We start from the raw sequence: 21,842 nt of genomic DNA, 5'->3' as shown, positions 1-21,842 counted from the left end.
AAAAAGAAAAAGGGGCGCAGACGCTTTAGCGTCCCGCCCCCATGGTGTCGGATCAGTGCATGCTCGCCCGAGCGCGCGCGACGAATGTCGAGCGCGTCAGGATGGCATCGACGATTTGCGCCGCATGCGGCGCGAAGGGTGTGCCATCGAGCAGGTCGTAGATAGCGGCGATGATCTCGCCGCAGGTGACCCCGACCGGGATCGCTGGCGCGCAGGTCGCGATGGAGATTTGCGGCGTGAGCAGGTCCCGGATAGCAGGGCTGGCCATAATCGCGGCACAGAGCGCGGAGAGATCGGAAGGCGGCGCCAGGTCGTGCAAGGAAGGAAGTGGCATGAACTGTCTCCTCATGTACGAGAAAAGAAAAAAGGGCCGGGAAAGCCTGACGCCTCCCCGGCCCGGAACGGGTTCCGATCAACGGATGATCAGAACGGGTCCTCCTCGCCGAACGGCGCGCCGGCACCGGTCAGTTCGCCGTCAGTGCCCGCGGTGCTGTCGCCGAAGCCGCCCTGATCACGCGGACCGCGATCGTCATAGTTGGTGCGGCTTGCTCCCATGCCGCCACCGAAGTCGGAGCGCATGGTGTCGCGCCGCCACGCGACCATGTAGCCGCCATGATCGGCCGGGAAGAGCGCGATCGGCAGCGGCTCGGGCAGGCTGGGATCGTCGATGTTGCCGGCAAGGAAAACCTCACCGGTACGCTTTGACGCAGCCTCCCACAAAGCGCCGACCTGGACCCAGCGGCGCGCGACGTTGAGTGCGAGGATCTCGAAGACCGGGGCCTTCTCATTCTCGCTCATGACCTTGCGCAGCCCGATGCGGGGAAGATCGATCGTGCGGGTAGCGATCGAGCCCGTCAGGCGGCCGTTCTGATTGAAGATTTCACCGATGTTCATCGTCTTGACCTTTCGAATGTCGCTCGAAATCCATTTTCCGGCGACACCCTCCCCGGCCCTTCTCTCCTCTGTGTCCCGCCCTCGCCCCGCGCGCCGTCCGTCCGGGGAACAGCGCTCCACACCCCTCCTGCGCGACGCTCACCCTGTCCGCCCCACGCGCAACGCCGCGACCGGCCCACAACTCTGCGCAAACTCCCCGGCATGGCGGGGGCCGAGTGCAGGCACGCAGGTGGTGGTGAAGGTGGATGGGACGCGAGGCTGGAGGCGCGGCGGTAGCCGCGCTGGCGCTAAAGTCGGGGGAGTAGCGGTAGCGCTACGGAAGGCGAGATCGGGCGGTTCCTACAGGCAGAACCGACAAAGTTGCGATGATCGGCACCGACCGGCGCGTTTCCAGTATCGCAAGCAATCAAGAGATGGCGGCGGGCCGCACGGCGGGATCGCCGGAGACATCCATCACATTGGCGCCAGCTTGCGGGACCGACAGCAAGGTGCATGGGTCCCGATTGCCTACGAAGCAGGAGAATTACGTCTTTGGGTCCGGCCGAAATCATCTTTTCGGCCAAACTCCGTGATGGCGACAAGAGTTGTGATATCGGGAATGTACAATGCCGGGCAAAGACCAGGGCATCAACTCGTCCGGGCAGGGTCATCCGGACCATCGGCAGGCATTGAAGCGCAGGCCCGCCCGGCATTGAAGCGTTCAATCCAGGTGCTGATGTGGGAACGTTGCTCGGTCGGGACAGCGGCAGCCGCACGCTGGAATGCGAGAAGATCCAGCGGAGCATTGGCCATGATCTCGTCAATCTCGGCAGCATCGAGCAAGCCCTCGGCGCGGATGAAGGCTGTCATCGATCCCGGCCGTTTCCGGGTCGATTTGCGCCATAGTCCTTCGATGGCGCGCAGACGTGGCGCCGCGCGGGCTTCGAGCAAAACGATAAGGTGCAATTCCTCGCGCGGCAGCGCCCGGACTTCAGAAATCTGCATGGCAGTACAAAAGAAGCACGAGCTCTTATGAAAAGTCGGCAAGCCCTCTTGGGCTATGACACGCTCGCAATCTTCACGCGTGAAGCCCCAATCCCGAAGCGGATATCGGTATTCATAGAGGTCAGAGATATGCCCTTCGCGATGGGCGTAACGCTGATTGTCCCGGGCTGAGCAGTCGTAACCGATGAGCCGAACAACCTTCTGGCCATTGGCCCAGGCATGCTGTGCCGCAGGCCAGGCCTTGACCCATTTGTCCTGCGGAGAAATTTTATGCCGCGCCGAACAACTATGCTGCCCGAATGCGATCGACGGCAATGTGCCATTAATCAAACAGGCATCGAGCAGCGACGTGTAGGGCGGCCAATGCTTGAAGAACCGGGCCTGATATTCGACGATTTCGTTGGGAACGCCATGATCGTCCATCCACTGACAGAAGACAGGGATGAGCCGTCGGGTATGTGGCTGCTCGGGCATCGCGGCGAGCAAGGTCATGTCGGGAATTTCGCCCCGACGGACAAGTTCAATGATCATCGCGGTCGAATTGGTGCCCGCCCCCCATGCGACGACGACGGGTGTACGCTTGCCCGCGCTCATGCGACCATCGCCAGCCAGCGATCCGGCCAGACCGGCGGCCTTGTCGTTACCCGATAGGCCTGCAGGGGCACGATCCCGCGTATGACATAATGCGGGACGCCCGTGTCCCGCCTAAGGTTGAGGGCGATTTTATAGGCGTGATCGAAAGAGCATAAGCGGCGCCGACAGGGTGACAATCGGGCGAACGGATCGGGCGACGACATCATGGCCTCCATGCTGGGATATGGTCAGGCGGCGAGCGAAAGGTCGGCATCGACCGCCGCAGCGGACCCGAGCGCAAGCAGGCTCTGGAGCGTGACGGGTGTGCGATTTGCCCGCCGGGTCCTCGGGCCTCTGGATGGCCTCGCCGGATCATTGAACCGGCAGCCGATACGCGCGGCACGCTTGCCGATGACGGCGGGATCGCGTCCCAGCGCTCCCGCGACATCGACCATCGAGACGCCATGGGTCCAGGCGTTCCGAATCGCCCTGTCCTCCTGCGCGCTGAACGCGCGCATGAAGCCGTGGACCAGCCCGAGGCGGTTGGCATGATAGAGAATGGCGCGCACACCGCGCCCGAGATTTTCGGCAATTTCGCGTGTCGCAACCTTGCCGTAGTCCGCCCGCAATCGCGCTTCATCCTCGGCCGTCCAGACAGGCCCCTGCCGGAAGCCATCCCGGTGGATATGGGTGCCGCGCAGGCCAAGCGCCTCGGCACGCCAGCGAATGGAATGTGGGCTGCGTCCGAGCCGTTCCCGCAAGGGCGTGAGGCTCGCAGCAGTCGCATAGGCGTGGCGCAGCAGCTCGTCTTCTTCGGTGATCCATGGGCGGCCCCAGCCCCGACCATAGCCAAGTTTACGAAGGCGCTGTCCCAGGCTGCGACTGTTCCGGGTTGGAAAACCTTCGGCCGTCAGAGCCTGCGCGATGGCGACATAGCGTGCGCCGGTGGCCGCGAGTTCAAGTGCGCGGGTCATTTCCGCGTCGCTCCAGTCATCGGGCTGGCAGGCATGGCGTAGACCCAGCGCCGAGGCGCGGGATATGACCCCAGCAAAGGGACGGCCGATCAGGCTGGCAATCTGGGCGACGGGAACACCCTTCTTGTACCCGGCGCGAAGCTGCGCGTCTTCCCAACCGCTATAGGGAGGCGATCCGGGTTCGGAGAGTCCGAGCAGTTGGGCACGGGCATATAGGGCGCTCACACCGCGGCCGAGCCTGGCGGCTAGCGTAGCGGTCGGTTCTTGCGCGTAGCAGCGCGCCAGTTCCTCATCTTCCCACGCGATCCAGGATCGCCGCGAGTTCCGGCGCAGGCCAAGATCATGGATACGCGTGGCGACGCCGGCACGGGATCGGCCAAGCAATGTGGCGATCTCATCAATCGTACGATCTTTGGCGAAGGCAGCGCGCAGACGCTTTGTCTCATCGGGGAGCCATGCGTCCGCACGGAAGGCCAGTTCGGCAAGCGGCGCGGTTGCACCAATTTCCCGTTCAGGGACAAACGGGGTGAGTTCGACGATATCAGCGTCGAGATCGAAGCTGGTTTGGGTCATGACGCTCTTCCTTCAGACCAGGCCGACGACGGGTGTATCGACGACGCGCAGGCGCAATCGGGCCGACAGCCGCGCAATCCGCGTATCCCCGCGCGGCATGGTGTCGGACGCACCGATTGCGGCGAGCAGGTCAAGCCCGGCATCGATATCGTTCGCGGGCAGTGCAAGATGGCGCACCAGATCGTCGGCCGTGGTGGCGTTGGGTGCTATGGTGCCCAGCGCGCCGACGATACGTGCAGCGGCAGGTGCGGCCGGATCGAGGAGGAAGGCGTCGAGCGCGCGCTGGCCTCGCATGGTCACCCGATCGCCCCTTGTCGGCATGACCTCGCGCAGGGCGTCAAGATCGAGCAGGGTCCGGCTCTCGTCGGGATCGAGATCGGCGGCAGCGACAAGATCAGGCGTGCGCCCGATATGGGGCGTAATCGTCGGATCGATTTTCGCCAGCACCGGCGTCGCCGCGAGCGCCGGGCCGAAGGCAAAGAATTCGCCGGGCGGAAGCTGGCGCAGCAGCGCCGCCTGGTCGCTGCCGAACCCGAGAAGGTCGGCAGCGCGCGCCACATCGCGATCGAAAACATTCAGCCCGATCAGATGATTGTGTAGTTCGGAAACCACCGAGCTGGCGAGTTTGGCAAGGCGCTGGGTCGCGATGATCGTGCCGATCCCGCGCTTGCGACCGCGGGCACACATATCCGTCAAGGTAGCAACGCCCAGACGGCGGGTTTCCGCGTCGCGGGCCGAGGCTGCCATATGCGGAGCGAGCAGATGCGCCTCGTCGATGCACACCAGCACCGTGTGGCCCCAATGTTCACGTGGTGTCGAAAGCAGGCCTGCAAAGAAGGCCGCCGCTTTTTCGATACGATGATCGGGTTCCAGATCGGTAAGGTCGAGATGCAGGGCGATGCGGTGCTGCCGCGTTCGCAGCGCGAGCGCTGTGAGACCGTCATTGGCATATTCGCGTGCGATGACCGTCGTTGCGCCGATATGGGTAGCAAGGTTGGCGAACTCGCCTTCCGGGTCGATGATGATGGTGGTGAGATAATCGAACGCTTCCTCGATGATCCGGCGCAGCGTCTGGCTTTTGCCCGCGCCTGAAGATCCCTGGATCAGACAGCGCCCCGACATCAGCTTGCCGAGATCCAGTTCGAGCGGGCCGGTCGAAGATCGGCCGAGCGGGACTTTCGTGTCGCGGGTGAAATCATGATTGGCGATGGTCATGGGATATGCTCCTTCGCCCGGCGTCGCACAGAGCGGCCGGAGATGCTGGTCGAGGAAATGGACTTCAGGCGGTAGTAGCGTGGAGTGCGAGCAAGGCAGGCCTCGTCATGGATGGGTCTCCTCCGATCCGTAGAGCGGCAGTTCGGACAGCGCGGCATCACTTTCGCAGGCCTCGCAAAAGGCCGCGTCGAACACCGCACCGAGCGCCCAGTCCTGGGCATCATCGTCCCAGCGGGCCCAGGCATCGCGCATCACGTCGGCGCTGCCACACGCAGAACAGCGGATCGTGATCCTGGCCGAAGGGCTCGCGGCATTTACCGGCTTCCCGGCCTCGCCCGTTTCCTCCCCCTGCCCTAGCGCGGCCACAAAGACCGGGAATCGATCGGAAGGCGGTTCATCACGGTCGAAGCTGAGCCAGGTCGCTCCGGTGTTGCGGGCGTCGGCCAACAACGCCCAGAATTCAGGGGAAAGCTCGTCGGGTCTCTCCGGCCAGTCATCGAACAGGCCAAGATGGACCCAGAAGCCATATTGGTGCGCCTCGATGGACAATATCGGATGATCGACAATGATCCGGCCGTCGCTTCGCGGCGCATCCCGGATCAGTCGGTCAATGGCGTCCTGCTCGGAGGGCGGAAGATGCGCTGTCGAGCAGGCGCAGACGGGGAAGCGACGCATGGCCGGTCTCCTTCATTTGGTTGGGATATGGGCGTCAGCTATGCCGAGCGATCTCAGGCAGCTTTTCAGTTCGGCAGGAAATCGACCGTGATGGCACCGCGCTCGGCGTAAATGACGATCTTGCGATCCAGCGGGATCAACCAACTCAGATTATCCCACGCGCTCATGTTAATGGCTTCGAGGGTCGCCGCGTCCTCCCCGAGGAGGATCTGGACAGCGTGCTGCCGGGCATCGCGCCCGAAGGATCGCGACTGCGTATCCCAGCTATCGCAGTCGCGATCGTCGCTCGAGCAGAAGAGCGTCGCATAGATCATGTGTCCCAGCCGATCCGGCGTGATACCACCATCGCGCGTGGCCAGGATGATGGCCTCCTCGATATCCCAACCGCCATTGCGGCAGACAAGCGCCGGGATTTCGATGAAATGGACGCTGCGGAGCGCATCCGCGCGACCGGTTTCACCAACCGTGAGATCGAGAGTGATCCTGTCGACGAGGCCACAAGCGAAATCAGCGGGGAGAAACATGTCGTCATCATAGCGATGCAGGGTGCTTTCCCGGTCGATGCGGAAGGAAATATCCTTGATGACCGGGATATCATCATACCAGGCATATCCTTGCAGCATGTCTTCCGCCTCGACGAGTTGAACATCCTGGATGGGCGGCTTGCCCCGCGCCAGCGCGAGAGCCTGCGCGATATCGGGCTCCAGCGAGGGAACGATCAGCATTGCGCCTTCGGGGGCGATCATGCGGCGGCTGCGTCCATGACAGTCATCAGCGGTCTGCGGCCGCCAGATCGATAGGCCGGAGCGCGCTTGCGGCAGCGTGACGCCCAGTTCACGGGCCCGCTGCCAGGCGCTGAACGGCAGCCGATGGTCCGGCCGTGCAGCGATGGCCTTGTATAGGATTCGCTCGGCCGCGTCGCGAAGCGCCTTCAACGCCGCGTTGTCGATCACTTCCTTGCGGGCTGGCAGTAGCAGATGGATTTGCGGGGCGTCGACGATGTCGATCCGGACCGTCCAGCGACCGCCACCATCCGTCTCCTCCCGCACCGTTGGAAGGGCGCATTTGACGCGGTGCCCGTGGAAATTGACGCGGTGGCCATCCTGCCAATCAGTATCCTGATCATAGACACCGATACGGCAGCCGCAGGCATTTTCGACAAGCCTGGCGTCCTTGAGAAAGTCTTCCCGGAGCAGCAGCGCGCCATTCAACGTCACCGGCAAGGGAAAATGACGGGCGGCATCGGCAACAGCCGCGTGCAATCCATGCTTCCAGTCGTCCGGCATTTCGATCGAGATCAGCGTGCCCCACCTGATCGTGCCCTGGCCAAGGGCAAGCGGCGCGCCGCTGTCCCATGCGTCGGCGGGGATCTGGACCTTCCAGGCCGTGCCGGCAGAGGGCGAGAAGGACTGGATTTCGATAGTGCGACCGGCAAGACTGAACATGCCCATGCCGGCCGGGTCTTCGGAACGCGCGATGTCATCGCCCCATCCCGAATGGCCCAACGTCAGCAGAGCGGCCGGATCGTCGATGCCGCAGCCATCATCACGGACATGAAGAAGGGAGCAGCCTTCCCGTTCGGTCAGATCGACCGCGATGCGGGTGGCGTCGGCCCGCCTCGCATTCTGGAAAATCTCATGGAGGCAGTCCCGACTATCGCCTGAAAAAAGGCGGGAAGCGCGGCGGATCGCGTCCGGGCTGACGGCGCTATGGATCGTTGTTGGAAAGGGCATGGTGTTCTCCCAGGTTCCGGACTGGAACCCCCACCCCACCCCGCTCCCTCCCCTCCGTTCGTCTTCAAAGAGCATGGTACCCGTGGAAACCGCATTGCATCCGATATTGCGGCAGCGGTCCCGGACTGCGAAGGACGAGGGATGCCTCAGGATCTGGATTCGCAACTGACCAACTTTCTGCGCCGCCTGCCGGACTGGATGCGCCGGGACATCTCCGCCACCGATCCGGCGCGGCGCGAACGCGCTGAAGATGCGCTGCACGCCATGCTGCTTGCACTGATCAAGGGGACAGGACGGTCGGTATCAGGTGAAGACGGCTGATGGCGGCATCCGGAAATGGCAGAGGTGGCTCGGGCAAGATGACGCCCGAAGCGATTGAGGCACTGGGACCGGCGCGCCTTGCCCGGCTTGTCCTGGCCCAGGCCGAGCGTGACGCCGTATTCGCCCGCGCGGTCCGTATGGAACTGGCGGCGAAGGACGATAGCGGGGGCCTGGCCCACGAGATCGACAAGCGGCTGAAGACCATCCGGCGTTCGCGCGGGTTCGTCGAATGGGACAAGGTGGGTCCGCTAGCGCGCGAACTCGATCAGTTGCGTGAAACCATATTGGGACCACTGGCCGAAACTTCTCTGAGCGAGGCGATCGATAGCATGAAGCTGCTGCTGAGCCTTGCCGAACCGGTGTTCGAAAGGTCCGACGACAGCAGCGGTTCGTTGGGCGCGGTGTTCCGGCAAGGCGGCGAGGATCTGGGACTGCTGTGGGCCCGAGCCGATGTACCCGATGTCGAGCAGCTCGCAGGGGATATTTTAACGCTGATTGAAGGGGATGGCTATGGCGTGTTTGACGACCTGCCGGACGCAGCCTCCCCGGCTCTGGGACAGACAGGCCGCGCAGCCTTGCGACGGATGCTGCTGGAGCGGCAGGCGGGGCTGACCGGCCCGGAGCGGCGGCAATTCGATTATAAGGTCGGCTGGCTGTTGCCCAAGCTCGCAGATCTCGACGGCGATGTGGACGCCTATATTGCGACAGTCGATCCTGAACGCCGCAATCCCCTGCTCAATGCGCAGGTTGCCGCCCGCCTGATCGCGCAGGATCGTGCGGCAGAAGCTCTCGACTGGATCGACGCACCGGTAGAGCGCAGCCATAACGAGCGCGAACTTGGCGATCTCAAATTACGCGCCTTTGAGGCGCTGGGCCGTAGGGACGATGCACAGGTGCAGCGCAAGGCGATCTTCGACCGTTGGCTCGACGCTCAGGCGCTACGCGAATGGCTCAGGGCCTTGCCCGATTTCGAGGATGTCGCTGCGGAAAGGCAAGCCCTTGATCAGGCCATGGCATATGATCGGGCGACATCGGCGCTGGCGTTCCTGATTGCCTGGCCCGATCTCAAACGCGCGGGCAGGCTGGCAAGGGAAAGGTTCGAAGATCTGGAAGCCCGGACCTATGACATTCTGCGTCCTGCCGCAGAGGCTTTGTCTCAGGCCGATCCGGGCGGGGCCACCTTGCTCTATCGCCGACTGGTGACCGGCGTGCTCGACCGGGCGAGTTCGAAATATTACCCCTATGCTGCGCGGGACTTTGCAGCGGCGACGGCCCTGGCCGACCATATCCCTAATGATGTCGATGTCGTACCGCATGATGAATGGCTGGCCGACCTTCGCAAGGCGCATGGACGCAAGATCGGTTTCTGGAACCAGGTTGCGGGTAAATTTGGATGATCGTCTGAAAGCCACAGCCAACCAGTCGAAAAGCCCCTTACCAATCGTGCAGCGGCAACCCATCGATGTCGCTGCCGTCACAGTCGAAGAGCAGGAACTGGAAGCCGCGCTCGCGGCCAAAGGCGATGAGGCGCAGCAGGTCCTGCGGCAACTGCGCGCTGCGATCAGGATCGATGGCACGCGTCGGCACGAACCAGCCATAAACGGAAGCCGCAATATCGATCGGTCGATCGCTGGGCGGCCAGGACGCCCATTTATCGAGGCACGAGGCGGTATGGACTGTGAGATGGGCAGTCGACAGCACGCAATAGCGACCCTGCTCGATCGATCTGGCGACGAAGGCGCATTCATGTGCGACGGGCGCAATACGCATGCGATCCTTCGTGCAGCTTTCCGACGGATGACATTCGAAATAGCTTGATATCACTTCGGCGACGGACAGATCGTTCGGGTTGCGCGCGTCGTCGATCTCGCTCCACCATTCGCGGCAATAAGCAGCGATTTCCACATCGAGAGCCATCGCATCGACCGCGACATGGATGTTCATTCCATGCCTGTGTTCGATCACTGCAGCCTGGACCTCTATTGGCCATGGCAATATCGAAGCGACTATAGCGTTCTCACTCACGCTTATAGCGTTGATCAGGGCTGCGCGCGCAGCGGTATCAAGAGTGTCCGGCGCTTCAAGGGCGGTGCGCGCGCCTGCAAGAAGCGCCAGATAGTCGTCGCGGCTGGTCCCGATTATGGGACGGGAGGCCTCGCCTTCTCCTGTGGGCGGAGCCGAAGTCACTGGGTCGCTCGGAGCGGGCGCATTTCCACAGATGATCGGATGGTGCGGATCCGACCAGTCGACCGCGTCGGCAATCCAACGGGGCACGAAATCCCAGTCGAACGAAAGCGGATATTCGCCCTCGACGACGCTCCATGCGGCCTCGACAGCATCAACCCAGCCTACCACGATAAGGCGCAGCGCCGCGGTGCCCACAGTATCGACGCATTTGCGCAAGGCAAATGCCAGACCGCTTGCATCGGAATTGGTCACCGGGCGATCGCGCAGTTCGAGGACGGCTTCCCAAAGACAAGCAGCGGTTTCGAGATGGGATAGCGTGTAACGGGTCATGGAGATGGCTCTAGCGGGAGGCGGCACAGCGCTCGAAGTTAGGACAGCGGCTGGATCGCAGGATCCCGGTGCGGAAGGGCTGTCATTGGAAACGATCTCAGAGGTTCATCAGATCGGACGGACGGTGGCGGCGCGGCTAAGGTCAGGAATGCGCGCATCGTCATAGACGCTGTTCACCGACATCTGCAGCGCCTGTTGCTCCGCAGCGAACCAGGTGGATGCAGGAACGGTGTAGGTCTCGGTGGCATATCGCTCGCCGCCGCTGAAGAAGGCGATGTCGACGATAAATTGCGGCAGGGGAAGGGACGAATGGGCGCGCATGGCGGCATCCTTTCATGACAATGGCCACCCCGGTGCTTGACCGGGATGGCGAGGAAGAAGGTGGAAAAGGCATGAGAGCGGTGGCACCGGGCCTCAAAGCGCCTGTTCGAGCAGCTTTCTGGCCTTGTTCTCCAGGTCGAGGCGGCTGTCCTGATGCGGCTTCGCGCGCGCGAGCGCTGTTATGCCCTGGACGAAATCATAGATGGATTCCGGTGGACGGCCTTCCTCGGCCAGCACGGTCTGGATGATCTTTGCCGTCTCGGCCCTGGAAAAGCCGCGTTTGCGCAGGAACGGTTCGCGCTCTTCCTCCTTGCGCGCGACGATCCGCTCGCGGGCGGCCTTGATGCCGGAGATGAAATGCGAGGGCGAAGAGTTGGCGAAATGCTCGAGCGCGGGCGCGGCCTGATGCGCGAAACGGGCGCCGGCGAATTTCGAGTGGCGAATATTGACCTCCTCGAAATTCTCGACACCCCACAGGCAGCGGTTGGCGCACACGCCGCGCAGATAGAAAGTCGCGATCCCGAGTGTTTTAGAGCCGACCTCACTGTTCCAGGCGTAGAACCCTCGAAAATAGAGGTCGGGATCGCCATTAGGAAGCTTGCCGGCCTCGATAGGGTGCGTGTCGTCCACGAGGAACAGGAAAATGTCCCGGTCCGATGCGTAGAGCGTGGTCGCCTCCCTGGTGATATCGACATGCGGGTTATAGGTCATGCTGCCCCAGTCGATGGTTCCAGGCACCTTCCAGCGCGTGTCGCCGACGCCATCGCCGGCAAAGGCCATCACCGCCTGGACCAGTTCCCAGTCAAAGATCCTGCCATATTCCGACCCGGTCGCCGCCCGCAATTCGGTGCGACCATTCTCGGTCTGGAGCAGTTTAACCTGCTCGCCCCGGTGGTTGATCAACCCATGCTGCAAGTTGATGCCGGCAAGCGCGGCAGGAAGCTGCCGCAGATAAGAGGCCGGGGCACCGACGAGACTTGCCACCTGGCCAAAGGACCAGTTGGTGGGTGCAAGCGGTCGATCATCGCCCGGCGCCACCAGCATCAGCCGCTCTGGATTGTCACTTTTCGCCTCAACCCGGATCGACCGGCTTTCAACAATACGCGTGGTCGCACGGTCCGCGCGGCCGCGCACGGCATCATAGAGACTGGTCAGCGAGAGATATTTCTCGTCGTTGGGACGGGAGAACCACTCGGAGGATACGCGGCTGCTCATGCGTCCGCGCGAGACATCGATCCGATAGGGCGCCGTGACGCGGGGGCTTTCGTTCATGGGGGCAAGGGTCGCCATGGAAATCGTCTCCTTGAGATGCAGAGCGACAGGTGCTTCACCGCTCCTGTCACGTCCCCGCCCTTCCCTTCCCTTCCCCTTCTCGCGTGCCGCGATATCGGTTTCACAAGAATCAGACGGACGGCAGCCGGTACGACGGCGGCTTGTATGTTTTACAAATTGGCGTATATGTTCAACGAGAGGAGGCCATGATGGCGACGAAGCACGAGGATCATCTGTCCCAGCGACATGGAGCGGTCGTGGCCGCTGCCAAGGCGGCGGGTTTGCTGTCGGGCACGAACAGCGCGGTCGGCGCCCGTGTCCCGCGTGAACTCATCGATCGCGCCAAGATGCGCAGCGGCATCGCCTCGACCACCGATCTCGTCGAATATGCGCTCGCCAAAGTGGCGCTCGAGGATGATTTCGGAGCCAGGCTTGTGCGCCGAAAGGGCACGATCCCTGCGGATATGGCGCTTGGGATTTGATCGCAAGGCCTCGTTGCGCAGGATCAGGCCGCAGCGATCTGCTGCCAGGCTGTCGCGACGCCCCGAAAAGGAATTGCCGCTCATTCACAAGGCAGCTGTCATAGGCCGCGAGCTTCTGCTCGACACGTGCGTCTATATTGATGTGCTCCAGGGCAAGACGCCGATCGAAGTAGACTCCTTGCTGGAAAACCGCATCGTCAATCATTCCTGCGTGGCGCTTGCCGAGATGACTCACCTGATGGGCGCGCTCGATCCGGCCGACAAACGCACCGCGTCGGTGCTCAAGACGCTGGGACGTACGATCGACGATATCCCGGAGCATCGCCTCAGCGCGCCCTCCTCCCGCATGTTCGGAGAGGCCGGTATGCTGGCAGGCATGGTCACACGGCTTTGCGGCCAACCCCATTCGATCGCCCTGCTCAACGATGCCCTGCTGTTTCTGCAGGCTGCGGCGACCGGCTGTGACCTGCTGACCGGCAACCGGCGCGATTTCGATTTTCTGGATCAGATCATTCCGGGGACGGGCGTCATCCTTTATTGACCCCTCACATAGGCACGGGAAACCAATCATGTTCGGGACCGGCAGGATCGGTCAGGCAACGTGCCAGCAGCACCAACGTTCAGCCGACTGCCGTGGACTGAGCAGGCCATGATTGCTGGCACACCATGAACGAAAAGAAGGATCGAGCGCGAGACCCGGATCGCGGAGCCGGTCGATGACGTCCTGCATGAAGCGTTCGACCGGGTCGATGGCCGCCCCGGCCCGAGCGTCAGCGACCGCAGCCTGAAGTTGCGTCACCAATTTCTCGGCTTCATCGATCGAAATATCCTCGATCGCACGCATGCCGCCGCGCGGTCCGCCGATGGCCAAAGTTATGATTGCTGTGCCGGACGTCATCCGGCCCAGGGCGTCGATATGGACATGTCGGGACATGCCAATCTCCTATGATGTGGGACGTGAGAACGTTAGAAGAGGCTCAGCTGTCGCGGCATGGACTGCTGCGATGCCCTTGGTTGGTGCGATGGCGGAACGGCGCCTTGCGATGGTGATGTCGGGCCTGTCGCGGCGATCGCGGCGGTCGCGCGTTGGGCGGTCTCAGCCACGAGTTCGCGACGTTGACGAAGGGCGAGCCGAGCGTTCCATCCCCCGAGTATATGCGCCGGGGTGAACCAATGGTCCTGCATCTCACCCGACAAGGCGTTGCCGACCATGAGATGGGCTGGAATATGAAGCAATGAAAACTGGATATAGGCCATGTGGATCGCGCGCGGATCGATATCGATCGCCGTCACATGAAGGTGATGCTGATAGTTATGCCCGATATCGCGCATGGTCTCAGCAAGCGCGATCACCATCGACCCCGCGCCGCAAGCGGGCTCCATGGCGGTCACGAAGCCATGCTGCGCGATCATCGCTTCCACATTTTCGCGATTCCCCAGAGTGGCCTTCGCCATGCAGCGGCTGAGCGCATAGGGTGTGAAATATTGCCCACGCGCCTTGCTGTGAAGGTCGAGGTCGTGGAACAGGGCGCCTAGCACGTCGCCGGGCCCAGCCTCGAGAGCCTGCACCAGTTCGGAGAGCACTTGCGGAAACAGATCGATGACATCCCGCCGGTAGCGCCCGACAATATCCAGATAACGAGCCTCACGCTTTTCGCGTTCACGCAGGTCGATACTGTTGGCCATAGCGATCGCCATGGCCTCCATGCAGTCACCAAAGACAGTATAGAGATCATGGTGCGGCTGGCTACGGCGCAATAGCGCCGCCATGGCTTTGAGATGCGGCTCGTGCACGCAGGCCTCCGCGATTGACGATGAGGTGGAACGGTGCCGAATGGCCGAACGCGACGAGATTTCTCCTGCAGCACTGGTTGCGTCCGGCCGGCGTTTCGGCGGATAGGAAGTCGTGCTCAGGAAGCCCTTTGCCATTCGTAGAGAAGATGATCGTCGGGACAATATTGCGAACCGATGGCGATCCGGATCAGGCGGCCGTCGCAGGCAAAGGCGGATGCCCGGGGAAAGGACAGGTAGGAACGACCTTCGAGGATCAGGTCACCAGAGCGCACTTTGGTGATTTCGCGGGTCGTCCCGAGAAGACGATGACCAGCCGGCGCATCAATCAGCTTCAACCGATCACCGGCTCTGATGCGCTTCTTGAACGCCGCCAGTGATATCACCGTATCGACGGGATTGCGGATACCCTGACGTTTTGCCAATGCCGCCCAATAGGCCTGGCCGATGCGAACGTCGCAGTAGAAACTGCATGACCAAAAATCCTGCAACGGATTGGTCCGCGTGAAACCGAACCGCTCCATTTGATCGCGCACCTCGACGATGAAGGCGTTCTGCGCGTCACGGCCGGTCAGGTCGTCCGGGGTATCGAGTATCTCCGCGATGACCTTGCGTCCCCCGGCAAATTTCTCTGTGCGGATCGCGAAGGTGTTTCCGGTAAAATGTTGTGCCAGATGGCGTTCGATCCGGGAGGCGAGCGATGGCAACGTTTCACCGGCACGATAGAGATCGCCCTCATAGTGGAAATTGCCGCGTTCGTCATATTCGGTTTGGCTATACAGGCGCGCGGACGCGCCCGCCGCACTGGCGTCGGTCATCATATCATCCTTGTGGTTCTCGAAGATTTGGAGACGTGTGGTGCGTCAGGCCGACGGCGTTCCGGTTGGGGAACACGCGCTGTGGTCTGCTTCAGTCCGGGCGAGAGCCCAGTCGAGATAGCCAAGACGCGTATCGCCATTGCCCACCTCGGTCTTCCAGTCGACTGATGGATATGCAGGATCGTCAATCCATGGATCGGGCGGTTCTCCCGGTGGCGTTGCTGCCGATCTGCCCAGTCGTCGCGCCAGTTCTTCCTGCGTGGTCGCAAACTCGACATGATCGGCGAATATCGCGCACCACCCTCCCCCGAAGCTGTCGCGACGCGGACGTGTGCAGCTATAGCTCCAGTCGAACCCTATTGGCGCAGTCTTCAAGCTCTCCTGGCAACAATACCGAATGAGTTCGGCGATCGGACCGGGTTGGAAGTCTGCCGCGCCATAAATCGCGACGATGCATTCGGCACCGCCCGCGATCTCGATTTCGGCGCCGAAATCGGGAAAGGCGGGATCCTCGAAGATTTCGAGCAAACCGTTGAACGGATTGGCGAAGTCAGTTGGCATGAAAGCGGCGAGAAATTCAGCGCTCGGTTCGCCCGGCACGAAATCGCCCAGCAGATCGGCTGCATGCTGCCACGCCTCCTCGATCAGCGCACTTTCCTGCGCCGTGCAGGTGAAGGCGAAGGAACCCTGGACATAATGGTCAGCCATGGATCGTCACCTCATCGATCAGATCGTCATCGACGAGGCCCAGAGGCGGTGGGTTCAGCTTGGCGCGCCGATATTCGGCTTCGATCGCCTCGACACTTCCCAGTTCACGGATGTGCTCGATCGAGAAGATCTGGTCGTCGCCTTCGGTCGTCAGGAAGGTTTCAGGTTCACCATGGCCTGGATAGACGACACGGATGGACGGGAAACTGCCGATATATCCGTTCGACCATCGGACATAATGGAGTCCAAGGCGGTGGCAGCAGGCTTCGATCGCTTCGAAGCGTCCCCAGGCAACCTCATGGTCCATCAGGGCAAGAGGGGCGTTTGCGGGAATATTCGTGGGATCGAAGGGCGTCCCGTCCCAATCGATAGCGGGATTGTCATTGCTGATCGCCTGGACAAGCGCGGGATATTTGCCGCGGGATAAAGTCCCGCCGATCAGGATGTGCGCTGATACGCGGTCGGCCATGTCATGCCTTTCAGAAAATAAGACCTTCAACCGGTCTCCATCTCCTCTCCCTCTCCCCTTCTTGGGACCATATGGATGCTGTTCATTGCCTGCTTGCCAGAGAAGCTCTTTCCCGCTTAGCTGTTTGGCCAGTCTTTTCAGGCAATCACCGGCTTCTTCCATGCCTTGCCTCAACCGGGAGTTATTGATGTCCGATACCGAGCAGCCCGATTTCACCGCGATGACGGTGCAGTTACTGAGCGCCTATTTCGCGAACAATCAGGTGCCAGCGGGTGATATCGCCGGAATCATCGAAGCCACGCGCGGCGCGCTGGAGCGCAAGGCGGAAGTCGCGGTGTCGGCAACGCCCGAGCATGTTCCGGCCGTTTCGGTCCGCAAGAGCATTGGCTCGCGCGAACACATCATCAGTATGATCGACGGTAAGGCTTACAAGACGCTCAAACGACATCTGGCAGCCCATGGCCTGACACCTGCCGAATATCGTGCGCGCTATACTCTCCCGAAAACATATCCCATGGTCGCACCGGCCTATTCGGAACAACGTCGCGCCGTTGCCCAGAAACTCGGGCTCGGGCGACAGCTCGGCGCCAGGGGACGGATAGGGGAGATTGCGGCCGTCGATCCGGCGGCGACACCAGCGCCCGTAACGGACGAAAAGCCGAAGCGCGGGCGCGTCAAGGCCGCGGCTGCCAAGCCTGACGTTCAGCGGGATATCGTTCCAGTCGAGGCGAAGCCTGAGCCAGTGCTGCCCGAAACGGCGTCGGCAAAACCGGTCAAGACGAAATCAACGGCCAGGAAGGCCCCTCGCGCCAGCACGAAGACATCGGCCGCCTCGCAGGAAGTGACGCCCGCGCCGACGACGGCGGGAACTGTAAAGCCGGCAGGCAAGGCAAAGACCGCCGAAAAAGCCACAAAGCCCAAAGCCCCTGCGTCTGCGGAGGCGAAAGGGCCCCGACGGCGCACGTTGAAGTTGAAACATAAGGGGGCTTGAACAACAACGAAGGCGTCCACAGAGTAAAGCGTTCGGGCGAAGCGCGGAACCAATGATCCGCGCTTCGCCTGCTCTGCGATCAAGGACCGCAGAGCGATATCGGAGCGATGCTGACCAAGTGCCGAGCGGTCTTGCGTCAGGCGCGCTCCGCAATGAGCCGGGCAAGAATGTCGCTTGCGCGATCAGGCGGCAAAAACAATCTGGTCTTGAAGGCCACGACCTCACTGAACGCTCCGCACGCCTTCAGCCACGTCCGGTCCTCGGGGCGATAATCCCGGATTTCGAGACGAGGACTGTCGTTGACGTGAACCCGGGCAAGCCGTGCCGGGCCAAGGCCGGGGATCGACACACCGCTTGCCGTACGCGCACCAGCGATGATCTCGTCGGGACCTAGGGCTATGCCACCATCGAGACCGAACTCCCGTTCGATCCGTTCGACGGCGGCAGGGTGAATGATGCGCCCCAGGATCGAACTGCCCACGCCATCATCGATCCGCCATACGCGCACGTCATCTTCCGGCAATTTGTGCCACACGGGCAGCAGCAGGCCGGTGGCCATGGTGATCGTTTCGACCATGAGATTCTTCCCGGCTTCAGCCGCTTCCTGTTCCCAGAGGGCCTGGAATGTGTCGCGCTCAATCTCGCTCCAGTGGCTGCCGGACAGAGCCGCGACATCTATGCGGATCTGACCGGTGGGGCGAATGAGGTAGCAGCGCTCGATCCATTCGCCCTCCTCATCCTGCCCTCGCCAGGTCGGAACACGCAGCGCCACCCGGCCGGAGCGGGCATTATGCAGGCATGCGATATCACCTATACCCTTGCATTGAAGCAGCAGCTCCGCCCAACTGGTGACCGGGGGCCGTCGGTGCAGTTCCAGGCGCAAAAGCCTTGTCTCGGCGCCGGTCACGGGATCGGTACGCAAAAGCCGGTCGGAGAGCAGATCCATCTTCTCGGCGCGGATCGTCTCGATACCCAGGTCGAGCGTTCCGGCTGCGCGCGCCACCTCGACGCGGTCCTCGACCAGTCCCAGAAATTCCTCGAATATGCTGTTCTGGGTCGCGATCCGCAGCGCCAATATGCGGTTGAGCCAGCGGTGAATGGGCGGCAGGCGTTCCAGCAGTTCCCCGCCTTCGTCGCAAAGCTCAAGGCCCGTCATGTCCTGGAAGTCGGCGAGCGAGACACTGCGCAGCTTACCCTCATAGAGGAGATGGAACCATTGGATGAGCGCGTCACGCGCATGGTCGGATTCCAGATTGTCGGAAGGGTCGAACAGATTTTGCGATCCGGTCTGGCGCTGCCCCCTGGTCAACGCGCCCAACGCTTCCAGGCCCCGGATGATGGTGCTGAGGAAGCGCCGCTCCCCGCGGCAGTCGGTGGTGAGTGGCCGGTAGACGGGCGGCGTCAGCTGGTTGGTCCGATGGCTGCGCCCGAAACCCTGCACGGCCGAGAATATGCGAAAGCCCAGTTCCAGCAGGAAATGGATACGACGCCTATGCGCGCTCGAACAGTCCCGATCGGAATGCATGGATCGTCCCGTACTCCCGGCAAGGGAAAAGGCGGCGATGGGCTTCCTGCCGTCCTGAAACGCCTGAACCTCAAACACATTGGCGCGAGCACCGCGCCTCTCGACCTTCTGCCGCCCGGCGATCTCGGTCACGATGCGCCGCGAGCGTCCGGTGATCTCGGCGACCCGGTCGGTTCCGAAATGCGCGATAAGCGCGTCGAGCGCGGTCGGAATCGCGGGCAGCGCACACAGTTCCTCGATCAGTTCGTCGCGCGCGGTAGTCGCCTGCCGGCAAAGCACCGGATTGCCATCGGCATCGATCATCGGTTCGGCCCGCATCGCGCCATCCTCGGCGCGAAAGACCCGCATCTGCCGTACCGGGAAAGCGTTTTTCAGATAATCGATGAGGGTCTCTTTCGGAGAAACCTGAACATCCATCGTGGCCCGCTCCTCGGCCGAGAGTTCGGACAATCGCCGATCCATGATGGACTCGCCCGTACTCGCGAGCTGCACCAGCACGGCGTTGCCAGCGCTAAGTTCCTGTTCGATCGCCTCGACAAGCGAGGGAATCTTCATGCTCACCAGAAGGCTGGAAAAGAACCGTAATTTAGCAGATTCGAAGGCGCTGAGCGCCGAACCACGCGCCCGGGCGTTCTGGGTCTTACCCGATATCCTGTCGACGATACCGATCTCGGCAAGCACGTCGCGCAATCCGCGATGGATAATGCTCCAGCTATCCGCATAGGCATCATAGATCGAAATCTGATCGGGCGTCAGCACATGTTCCAGCGGCTCATATTCGACGCCCGCGAAGCTCAATGCCCGGGCGGTGTAGAGGCCCATTGCCTTGAGATCGCGGCACACGACCTCCAGGGCTGCGATACCGCCCTCTTCCATTGCCGTCATGAACATGTCGCGCGTGGCGAAGGCCGTGCCCGGTCCCCAGAGCCCCAGACGGACAGCATAGGAAAGGTTCTCCGGCCTGGCCGCGCCCGTCGCGGACATATAGAGAATGCGCGCGCGCGGCAGCGCGTTCTGCAACCGAACGCCGGCAAGTCCCTGTTCCGATCCCCGCGCCTTTCCGAAATCCGTTTCGGTTCCGCCGGCATGGGCCATGGCGTGGGATTCGTCGAAGACGATCACGCCGGCGAAACCCTCGCCGGTCCAGTCCAGCAGTTGTTGCAGGCGCGAGGCTGTATCGTGGCGCGCGGAGCGTAAGGCGGCGTAGGTGAGGAAGACGATGCCGCTTTCCATTATGATCGATGTGCCCAGGGGGAAGTTTGAGATCGGCTGAATATCGATGGCAAGCCCGCCCAGTGCCGTCCAGTCACGACGGGCATCCTCGATAAGATCGGCCATCGAAATCCAGATGGCGCGGCGATTGGCCCGGTTCCACTGGTCCAGGATAATGCCCGCCGCCTCGCGTCCTTTGCCGACCCCCGTTCCGTCGGCGATAAAGAAGCCGGTGCGATAGAGTTTGCCCTCTTTGTCCTCGATCAGGCGATCGCCCGCGATATTGGAAGAAAAGCTGCCGACAAGATCGCGTGCATGCGCCTCACCGGCATAAATGACGGTTTCAAGCTGTGCCTCTGACAGCGCCGTGACCGCCCGGTCCTGGAGCAGGGGTTGGTAGCGCGGCACCGGCAAGGACACTGAGGCCATGGCGATGGATTCGACAAGGTCATCGGGATGCCGGGAAACGCCATCGATGGCGATCCGCGCGGGCCGCCAGGCAGAATAGATGCCCACGATCTCGCCGGGAGGGAACGGCTCCCGCCGAACGGTGTACGCGATTAGCCGCGCGTCGTTTGCCGCCGCCGCGATCCGCGATGGCGGCGCGAGCCTCTGGCCGTTCATATGTGCAAAGAGGTTTCCCGGCGAGATGTTGGTGGCTGGTCTTGAGGGCGAGAGAGCAACGGCCGGCGGCGGGACGAGAGGCGGCGGCTGTAGGGGATCGAGCCGATCTGGGATGGCCAGGGCAAGTTCCAGCGCCGCTTCGATATTTGCCGCGATATGGCGTTCCGGCATGCCGACCCATCCCTTGTCGAAGACCAGCAGACGCACATCGATCCCAGTCCCATGTTTGGCGTAGGGCCTGCCCAATATGGTGATTTCGACACGGGGCGGCACAAGCTCTGCGACCGCATTATAGCCAAGCGCAGCCGAGCCTTCGGGCGAGAAGCTCGTCGGCATGATTGCGACGCATCGCCCGCCGGGGGCGAGGGATGCCAGTGCGCCGCGCAGATGGCGCGCGCCGGCATGGCGATCGATCCCGCGTCCGGCGCTGCGGCTGAAGGGTGGATTGATCAACACCAGCGTCGGCGGTCGCTCGGTGATCAGCAGGTCCTGGATATGTTCGGCATCATGGCCCGTCACGATCTGACCGAAGCTTCGGGACAGCAGGGCGGCGCGCGCGGGATCACGCTCATTGAGCAGCAGGCAGGCGCCTGCCCGGGAGCCATGGACCGCCAGCATGCCGGTGCCGGCCGAGGGTTCGAGCAGGATATCGTCCGAGCGGCAGCGCGCCGCCATGGCCGCGAGCCAGGCGAGGCTGATGGGCGTGCTGAACTGTTGGAGGTCGACCTGCTTTTCCGAGCGGTAGGTCTGCGTCGGCAAGCCCCGTTCGAATTGCCGCAGTCGTTGAAAGATATCGAGAGGCGTTCCTGCAAGAAGCGCGCTTTGCGGATCGGTGAGGTGCAGGACCTGCGCGGTTTCCAGCGCATCATAGGCATCGCGCATCGACCAGGCACCGGCGGCGTCATCCTCGCCGAACATTTGGGTCATCACGCGCTTGAGGGACTGGCGATTGACCATGCCGCCATTGCGCAGGCGATGGACAAGGGAACGGGCGACCTCGAACAGGCGAGCGGGCGCGTCCTGGGTCTGCGACAGGGCGAGTTGGGGCAAGTTCATGGGCACCTCATTGGAGAACGGGACAATCCTGCTGTCCCCCTCCCGCTCTCCTTCATTCCGGTCCCTGGATTTGCGGGGAGCGATACATCAGACCCGATGACGTGGGATCGGCTC

At 62.4% G+C, this 21,842-nt stretch carries 21 protein-coding genes; 5 read left to right on the top strand and 16 right to left on the bottom strand.

Going from position 1 to position 21,842, the window contains the following annotated elements; all coding sequences use genetic code 11:
* Positions 1–52: 52 nt before the first annotated feature.
* The 7 genes from BMX92_RS09570 to BMX92_RS09535 form a co-directional block, all read right to left on the bottom strand.
* A complete protein-coding gene (locus BMX92_RS09570) occupies positions 53–319 on the bottom strand; it encodes a hypothetical protein (RefSeq protein WP_256213346.1) in 267 nt (88 codons plus the stop codon).
* Positions 320–423: 104 nt separating this feature from the next.
* Complete coding sequence (locus BMX92_RS09565) at positions 424–894, bottom strand: DUF736 domain-containing protein (RefSeq protein WP_093015573.1); 471 nt, start codon at positions 892–894, stop codon at positions 424–426.
* A gap of 627 nt (positions 895–1,521) precedes the next feature.
* Positions 1,522–2,472 (bottom strand): hypothetical protein, encoded by a 951-nt coding sequence (locus BMX92_RS09560; protein WP_093015570.1) that lies wholly within the window; start codon positions 2,470–2,472, stop codon positions 1,522–1,524.
* 227 nt (positions 2,473–2,699) lie between these two features.
* Positions 2,700–3,998 carry a hypothetical protein gene (locus BMX92_RS09550; RefSeq protein WP_093015565.1) on the bottom strand — a complete coding sequence of 433 codons (1,299 nt, stop codon included), beginning with the start codon at positions 3,996–3,998 and terminating at the stop codon, positions 2,700–2,702.
* Between the two features lie 12 nt (positions 3,999–4,010).
* A complete protein-coding gene (locus BMX92_RS09545) occupies positions 4,011–5,213 on the bottom strand; it encodes an ATP-binding protein (RefSeq protein WP_093015562.1) in 1,203 nt (400 codons plus the stop codon).
* Positions 5,214–5,318: 105 nt separating this feature from the next.
* Positions 5,319–5,888 (bottom strand): DUF5983 family protein, encoded by a 570-nt coding sequence (locus BMX92_RS09540; RefSeq protein ID WP_093015559.1) that lies wholly within the window; start codon positions 5,886–5,888, stop codon positions 5,319–5,321.
* A 65-nt stretch (positions 5,889–5,953) separates the two neighbouring features.
* Positions 5,954–7,621: an ATP-binding protein gene (locus tag BMX92_RS09535; RefSeq protein WP_093015556.1), complete on the bottom strand. Its 1,668-nt coding sequence runs from the start codon at positions 7,619–7,621 to the stop codon at positions 5,954–5,956.
* 141 nt (positions 7,622–7,762) lie between these two features.
* On the opposite strand from BMX92_RS09535, the gene BMX92_RS09530 reads away from it, so the two are divergent.
* Both BMX92_RS09530 and BMX92_RS09525 read left to right on the top strand, forming a co-directional pair.
* A complete protein-coding gene (locus BMX92_RS09530) occupies positions 7,763–7,942 on the top strand; it encodes a hypothetical protein (protein ID WP_093015554.1) in 180 nt (59 codons plus the stop codon).
* Positions 7,942–9,339, top strand: a complete 1,398-nt coding sequence (locus BMX92_RS09525; RefSeq protein WP_093015551.1) for a DUF6880 family protein — start codon at positions 7,942–7,944, stop codon at positions 9,337–9,339. The genes BMX92_RS09530 and BMX92_RS09525 overlap by 1 nt, the downstream gene beginning before the upstream one ends.
* A 37-nt stretch (positions 9,340–9,376) precedes the next feature.
* On the opposite strand, the gene BMX92_RS09520 is transcribed toward BMX92_RS09525, so the two are convergent.
* From BMX92_RS09520 to BMX92_RS09510, 3 genes are all read right to left on the bottom strand, one after another.
* Positions 9,377–10,324, bottom strand: coding sequence for a DUF5983 family protein (locus tag BMX92_RS09520; protein ID WP_256213345.1), 948 nt, complete (start codon positions 10,322–10,324; stop codon positions 9,377–9,379).
* 243 nt (positions 10,325–10,567) lie between these two features.
* The gene (locus tag BMX92_RS09515; protein ID WP_093015545.1) at positions 10,568–10,780 is read right to left on the bottom strand and encodes a hypothetical protein; all 213 of its coding nucleotides are present in this window, start codon (positions 10,778–10,780) and stop codon (positions 10,568–10,570) included.
* A gap of 93 nt (positions 10,781–10,873) precedes the next feature.
* Positions 10,874–12,070, bottom strand: coding sequence for a DUF932 domain-containing protein (locus BMX92_RS09510; protein WP_093015542.1), 1,197 nt, complete (start codon positions 12,068–12,070; stop codon positions 10,874–10,876).
* A gap of 239 nt (positions 12,071–12,309) precedes the next feature.
* Between BMX92_RS09510 and BMX92_RS09505 the strand changes: the two genes are divergently transcribed.
* On the top strand, positions 12,310–12,534 hold the full coding sequence (locus BMX92_RS09505) for a hypothetical protein (protein ID WP_256213344.1): 225 nt from the start codon (positions 12,310–12,312) through the stop codon (positions 12,532–12,534).
* Positions 12,524–13,075 carry a type II toxin-antitoxin system VapC family toxin gene (locus BMX92_RS09500; RefSeq protein ID WP_177184976.1) on the top strand — a complete coding sequence of 184 codons (552 nt, stop codon included), beginning with the start codon at positions 12,524–12,526 and terminating at the stop codon, positions 13,073–13,075. The genes BMX92_RS09505 and BMX92_RS09500 overlap by 11 nt, the downstream gene beginning before the upstream one ends.
* Before the next feature lie 51 nt (positions 13,076–13,126).
* On the opposite strand, the gene BMX92_RS09495 is transcribed toward BMX92_RS09500, so the two are convergent.
* The 5 genes from BMX92_RS09495 to BMX92_RS09475 are packed head-to-tail and all read right to left on the bottom strand — an operon-like array spanning position 13,127 to position 16,320.
* On the bottom strand, positions 13,127–13,468 hold the full coding sequence (locus BMX92_RS09495) for a hypothetical protein (RefSeq protein WP_093015539.1): 342 nt from the start codon (positions 13,466–13,468) through the stop codon (positions 13,127–13,129).
* Between the two features lie 32 nt (positions 13,469–13,500).
* Entirely contained in the window at positions 13,501–14,463 is a 963-nt protein-coding gene (locus tag BMX92_RS09490; protein ID WP_256213343.1) for an N-6 DNA methylase, read from the bottom strand.
* The gene (locus BMX92_RS09485) at positions 14,445–15,143 is read right to left on the bottom strand and encodes a hypothetical protein (RefSeq protein WP_093015645.1); all 699 of its coding nucleotides are present in this window, start codon (positions 15,141–15,143) and stop codon (positions 14,445–14,447) included. The genes BMX92_RS09490 and BMX92_RS09485 overlap by 19 nt, the downstream gene beginning before the upstream one ends.
* Before the next feature lie 45 nt (positions 15,144–15,188).
* Positions 15,189–15,851 (bottom strand): hypothetical protein, encoded by a 663-nt coding sequence (locus BMX92_RS09480; RefSeq protein ID WP_093015533.1) that lies wholly within the window; start codon positions 15,849–15,851, stop codon positions 15,189–15,191.
* Positions 15,844–16,320, bottom strand: a complete 477-nt coding sequence (locus tag BMX92_RS09475) for a hypothetical protein (protein ID WP_093015530.1) — start codon at positions 16,318–16,320, stop codon at positions 15,844–15,846. Before BMX92_RS09475 ends, BMX92_RS09480 begins: the two co-directional genes overlap by 8 nt.
* A gap of 85 nt (positions 16,321–16,405) precedes the next feature.
* Between BMX92_RS09475 and BMX92_RS09470 the strand changes: the two genes are divergently transcribed.
* Positions 16,406–17,311: a MucR family transcriptional regulator gene (locus BMX92_RS09470; RefSeq protein WP_256213342.1), complete on the top strand. Its 906-nt coding sequence runs from the start codon at positions 16,406–16,408 to the stop codon at positions 17,309–17,311.
* Positions 17,312–17,447: 136 nt separating this feature from the next.
* On the opposite strand, the gene BMX92_RS09465 is transcribed toward BMX92_RS09470, so the two are convergent.
* Positions 17,448–21,728, bottom strand: a complete 4,281-nt coding sequence (locus BMX92_RS09465; RefSeq protein ID WP_093015524.1) for a strawberry notch-like NTP hydrolase domain-containing protein — start codon at positions 21,726–21,728, stop codon at positions 17,448–17,450.
* Between the last annotated feature and the right edge of the window lie 114 nt (positions 21,729–21,842).

The sequence above is a fragment of the Sphingobium sp. YR768 genome, assembly GCF_900111125.1.
Classification (GTDB): domain Bacteria; phylum Pseudomonadota; class Alphaproteobacteria; order Sphingomonadales; family Sphingomonadaceae; genus Sphingobium.
Note: the sequence above shows the minus strand (reverse complement) of the source record. Positions and strands in the feature narration are given on the sequence as shown.

Bases quoted from the DNA above. Each gene is read 5' to 3' on its own strand.
- BMX92_RS09530 (WP_093015554.1), top strand. From the start codon at position 7,763: ATGCCTCAGGATCTGGATTCGCAACTGACCAACTTTCTGCGCCGCCTG.
- BMX92_RS09515 (WP_093015545.1), bottom strand. From the start codon at position 10,780: ATGCGCGCCCATTCGTCCCTTCCCCTGCCGCAATTTATCGTCGACATC.
- BMX92_RS09535 (WP_093015556.1), bottom strand. From the start codon at position 7,621: ATGCCCTTTCCAACAACGATCCATAGCGCCGTCAGCCCGGACGCGATC.
- BMX92_RS09560 (WP_093015570.1), bottom strand. From the start codon at position 2,472: ATGAGCGCGGGCAAGCGTACACCCGTCGTCGTCGCATGGGGGGCGGGC.
- BMX92_RS09480 (WP_093015533.1), bottom strand. From the start codon at position 15,851: ATGGCTGACCATTATGTCCAGGGTTCCTTCGCCTTCACCTGCACGGCG.
- BMX92_RS09485 (WP_093015645.1), bottom strand. From the start codon at position 15,143: ATGACCGACGCCAGTGCGGCGGGCGCGTCCGCGCGCCTGTATAGCCAA.
- BMX92_RS09540 (WP_093015559.1), bottom strand. From the start codon at position 5,888: ATGCGTCGCTTCCCCGTCTGCGCCTGCTCGACAGCGCATCTTCCGCCC.
- BMX92_RS09525 (WP_093015551.1), top strand. From the start codon at position 7,942: ATGGCGGCATCCGGAAATGGCAGAGGTGGCTCGGGCAAGATGACGCCC.
- BMX92_RS09545 (WP_093015562.1), bottom strand. From the start codon at position 5,213: ATGACCATCGCCAATCATGATTTCACCCGCGACACGAAAGTCCCGCTC.
- BMX92_RS09510 (WP_093015542.1), bottom strand. From the start codon at position 12,070: ATGGCGACCCTTGCCCCCATGAACGAAAGCCCCCGCGTCACGGCGCCC.
- BMX92_RS09490 (WP_256213343.1), bottom strand. From the start codon at position 14,463: ATGGCAAAGGGCTTCCTGAGCACGACTTCCTATCCGCCGAAACGCCGG.
- BMX92_RS09495 (WP_093015539.1), bottom strand. From the start codon at position 13,468: ATGTCCCGACATGTCCATATCGACGCCCTGGGCCGGATGACGTCCGGC.
- BMX92_RS09550 (WP_093015565.1), bottom strand. From the start codon at position 3,998: ATGACCCAAACCAGCTTCGATCTCGACGCTGATATCGTCGAACTCACC.
- BMX92_RS09465 (WP_093015524.1), bottom strand. From the start codon at position 21,728: ATGAACTTGCCCCAACTCGCCCTGTCGCAGACCCAGGACGCGCCCGCT.
- BMX92_RS09475 (WP_093015530.1), bottom strand. From the start codon at position 16,320: ATGGCCGACCGCGTATCAGCGCACATCCTGATCGGCGGGACTTTATCC.
- BMX92_RS09565 (WP_093015573.1), bottom strand. From the start codon at position 894: ATGAACATCGGTGAAATCTTCAATCAGAACGGCCGCCTGACGGGCTCG.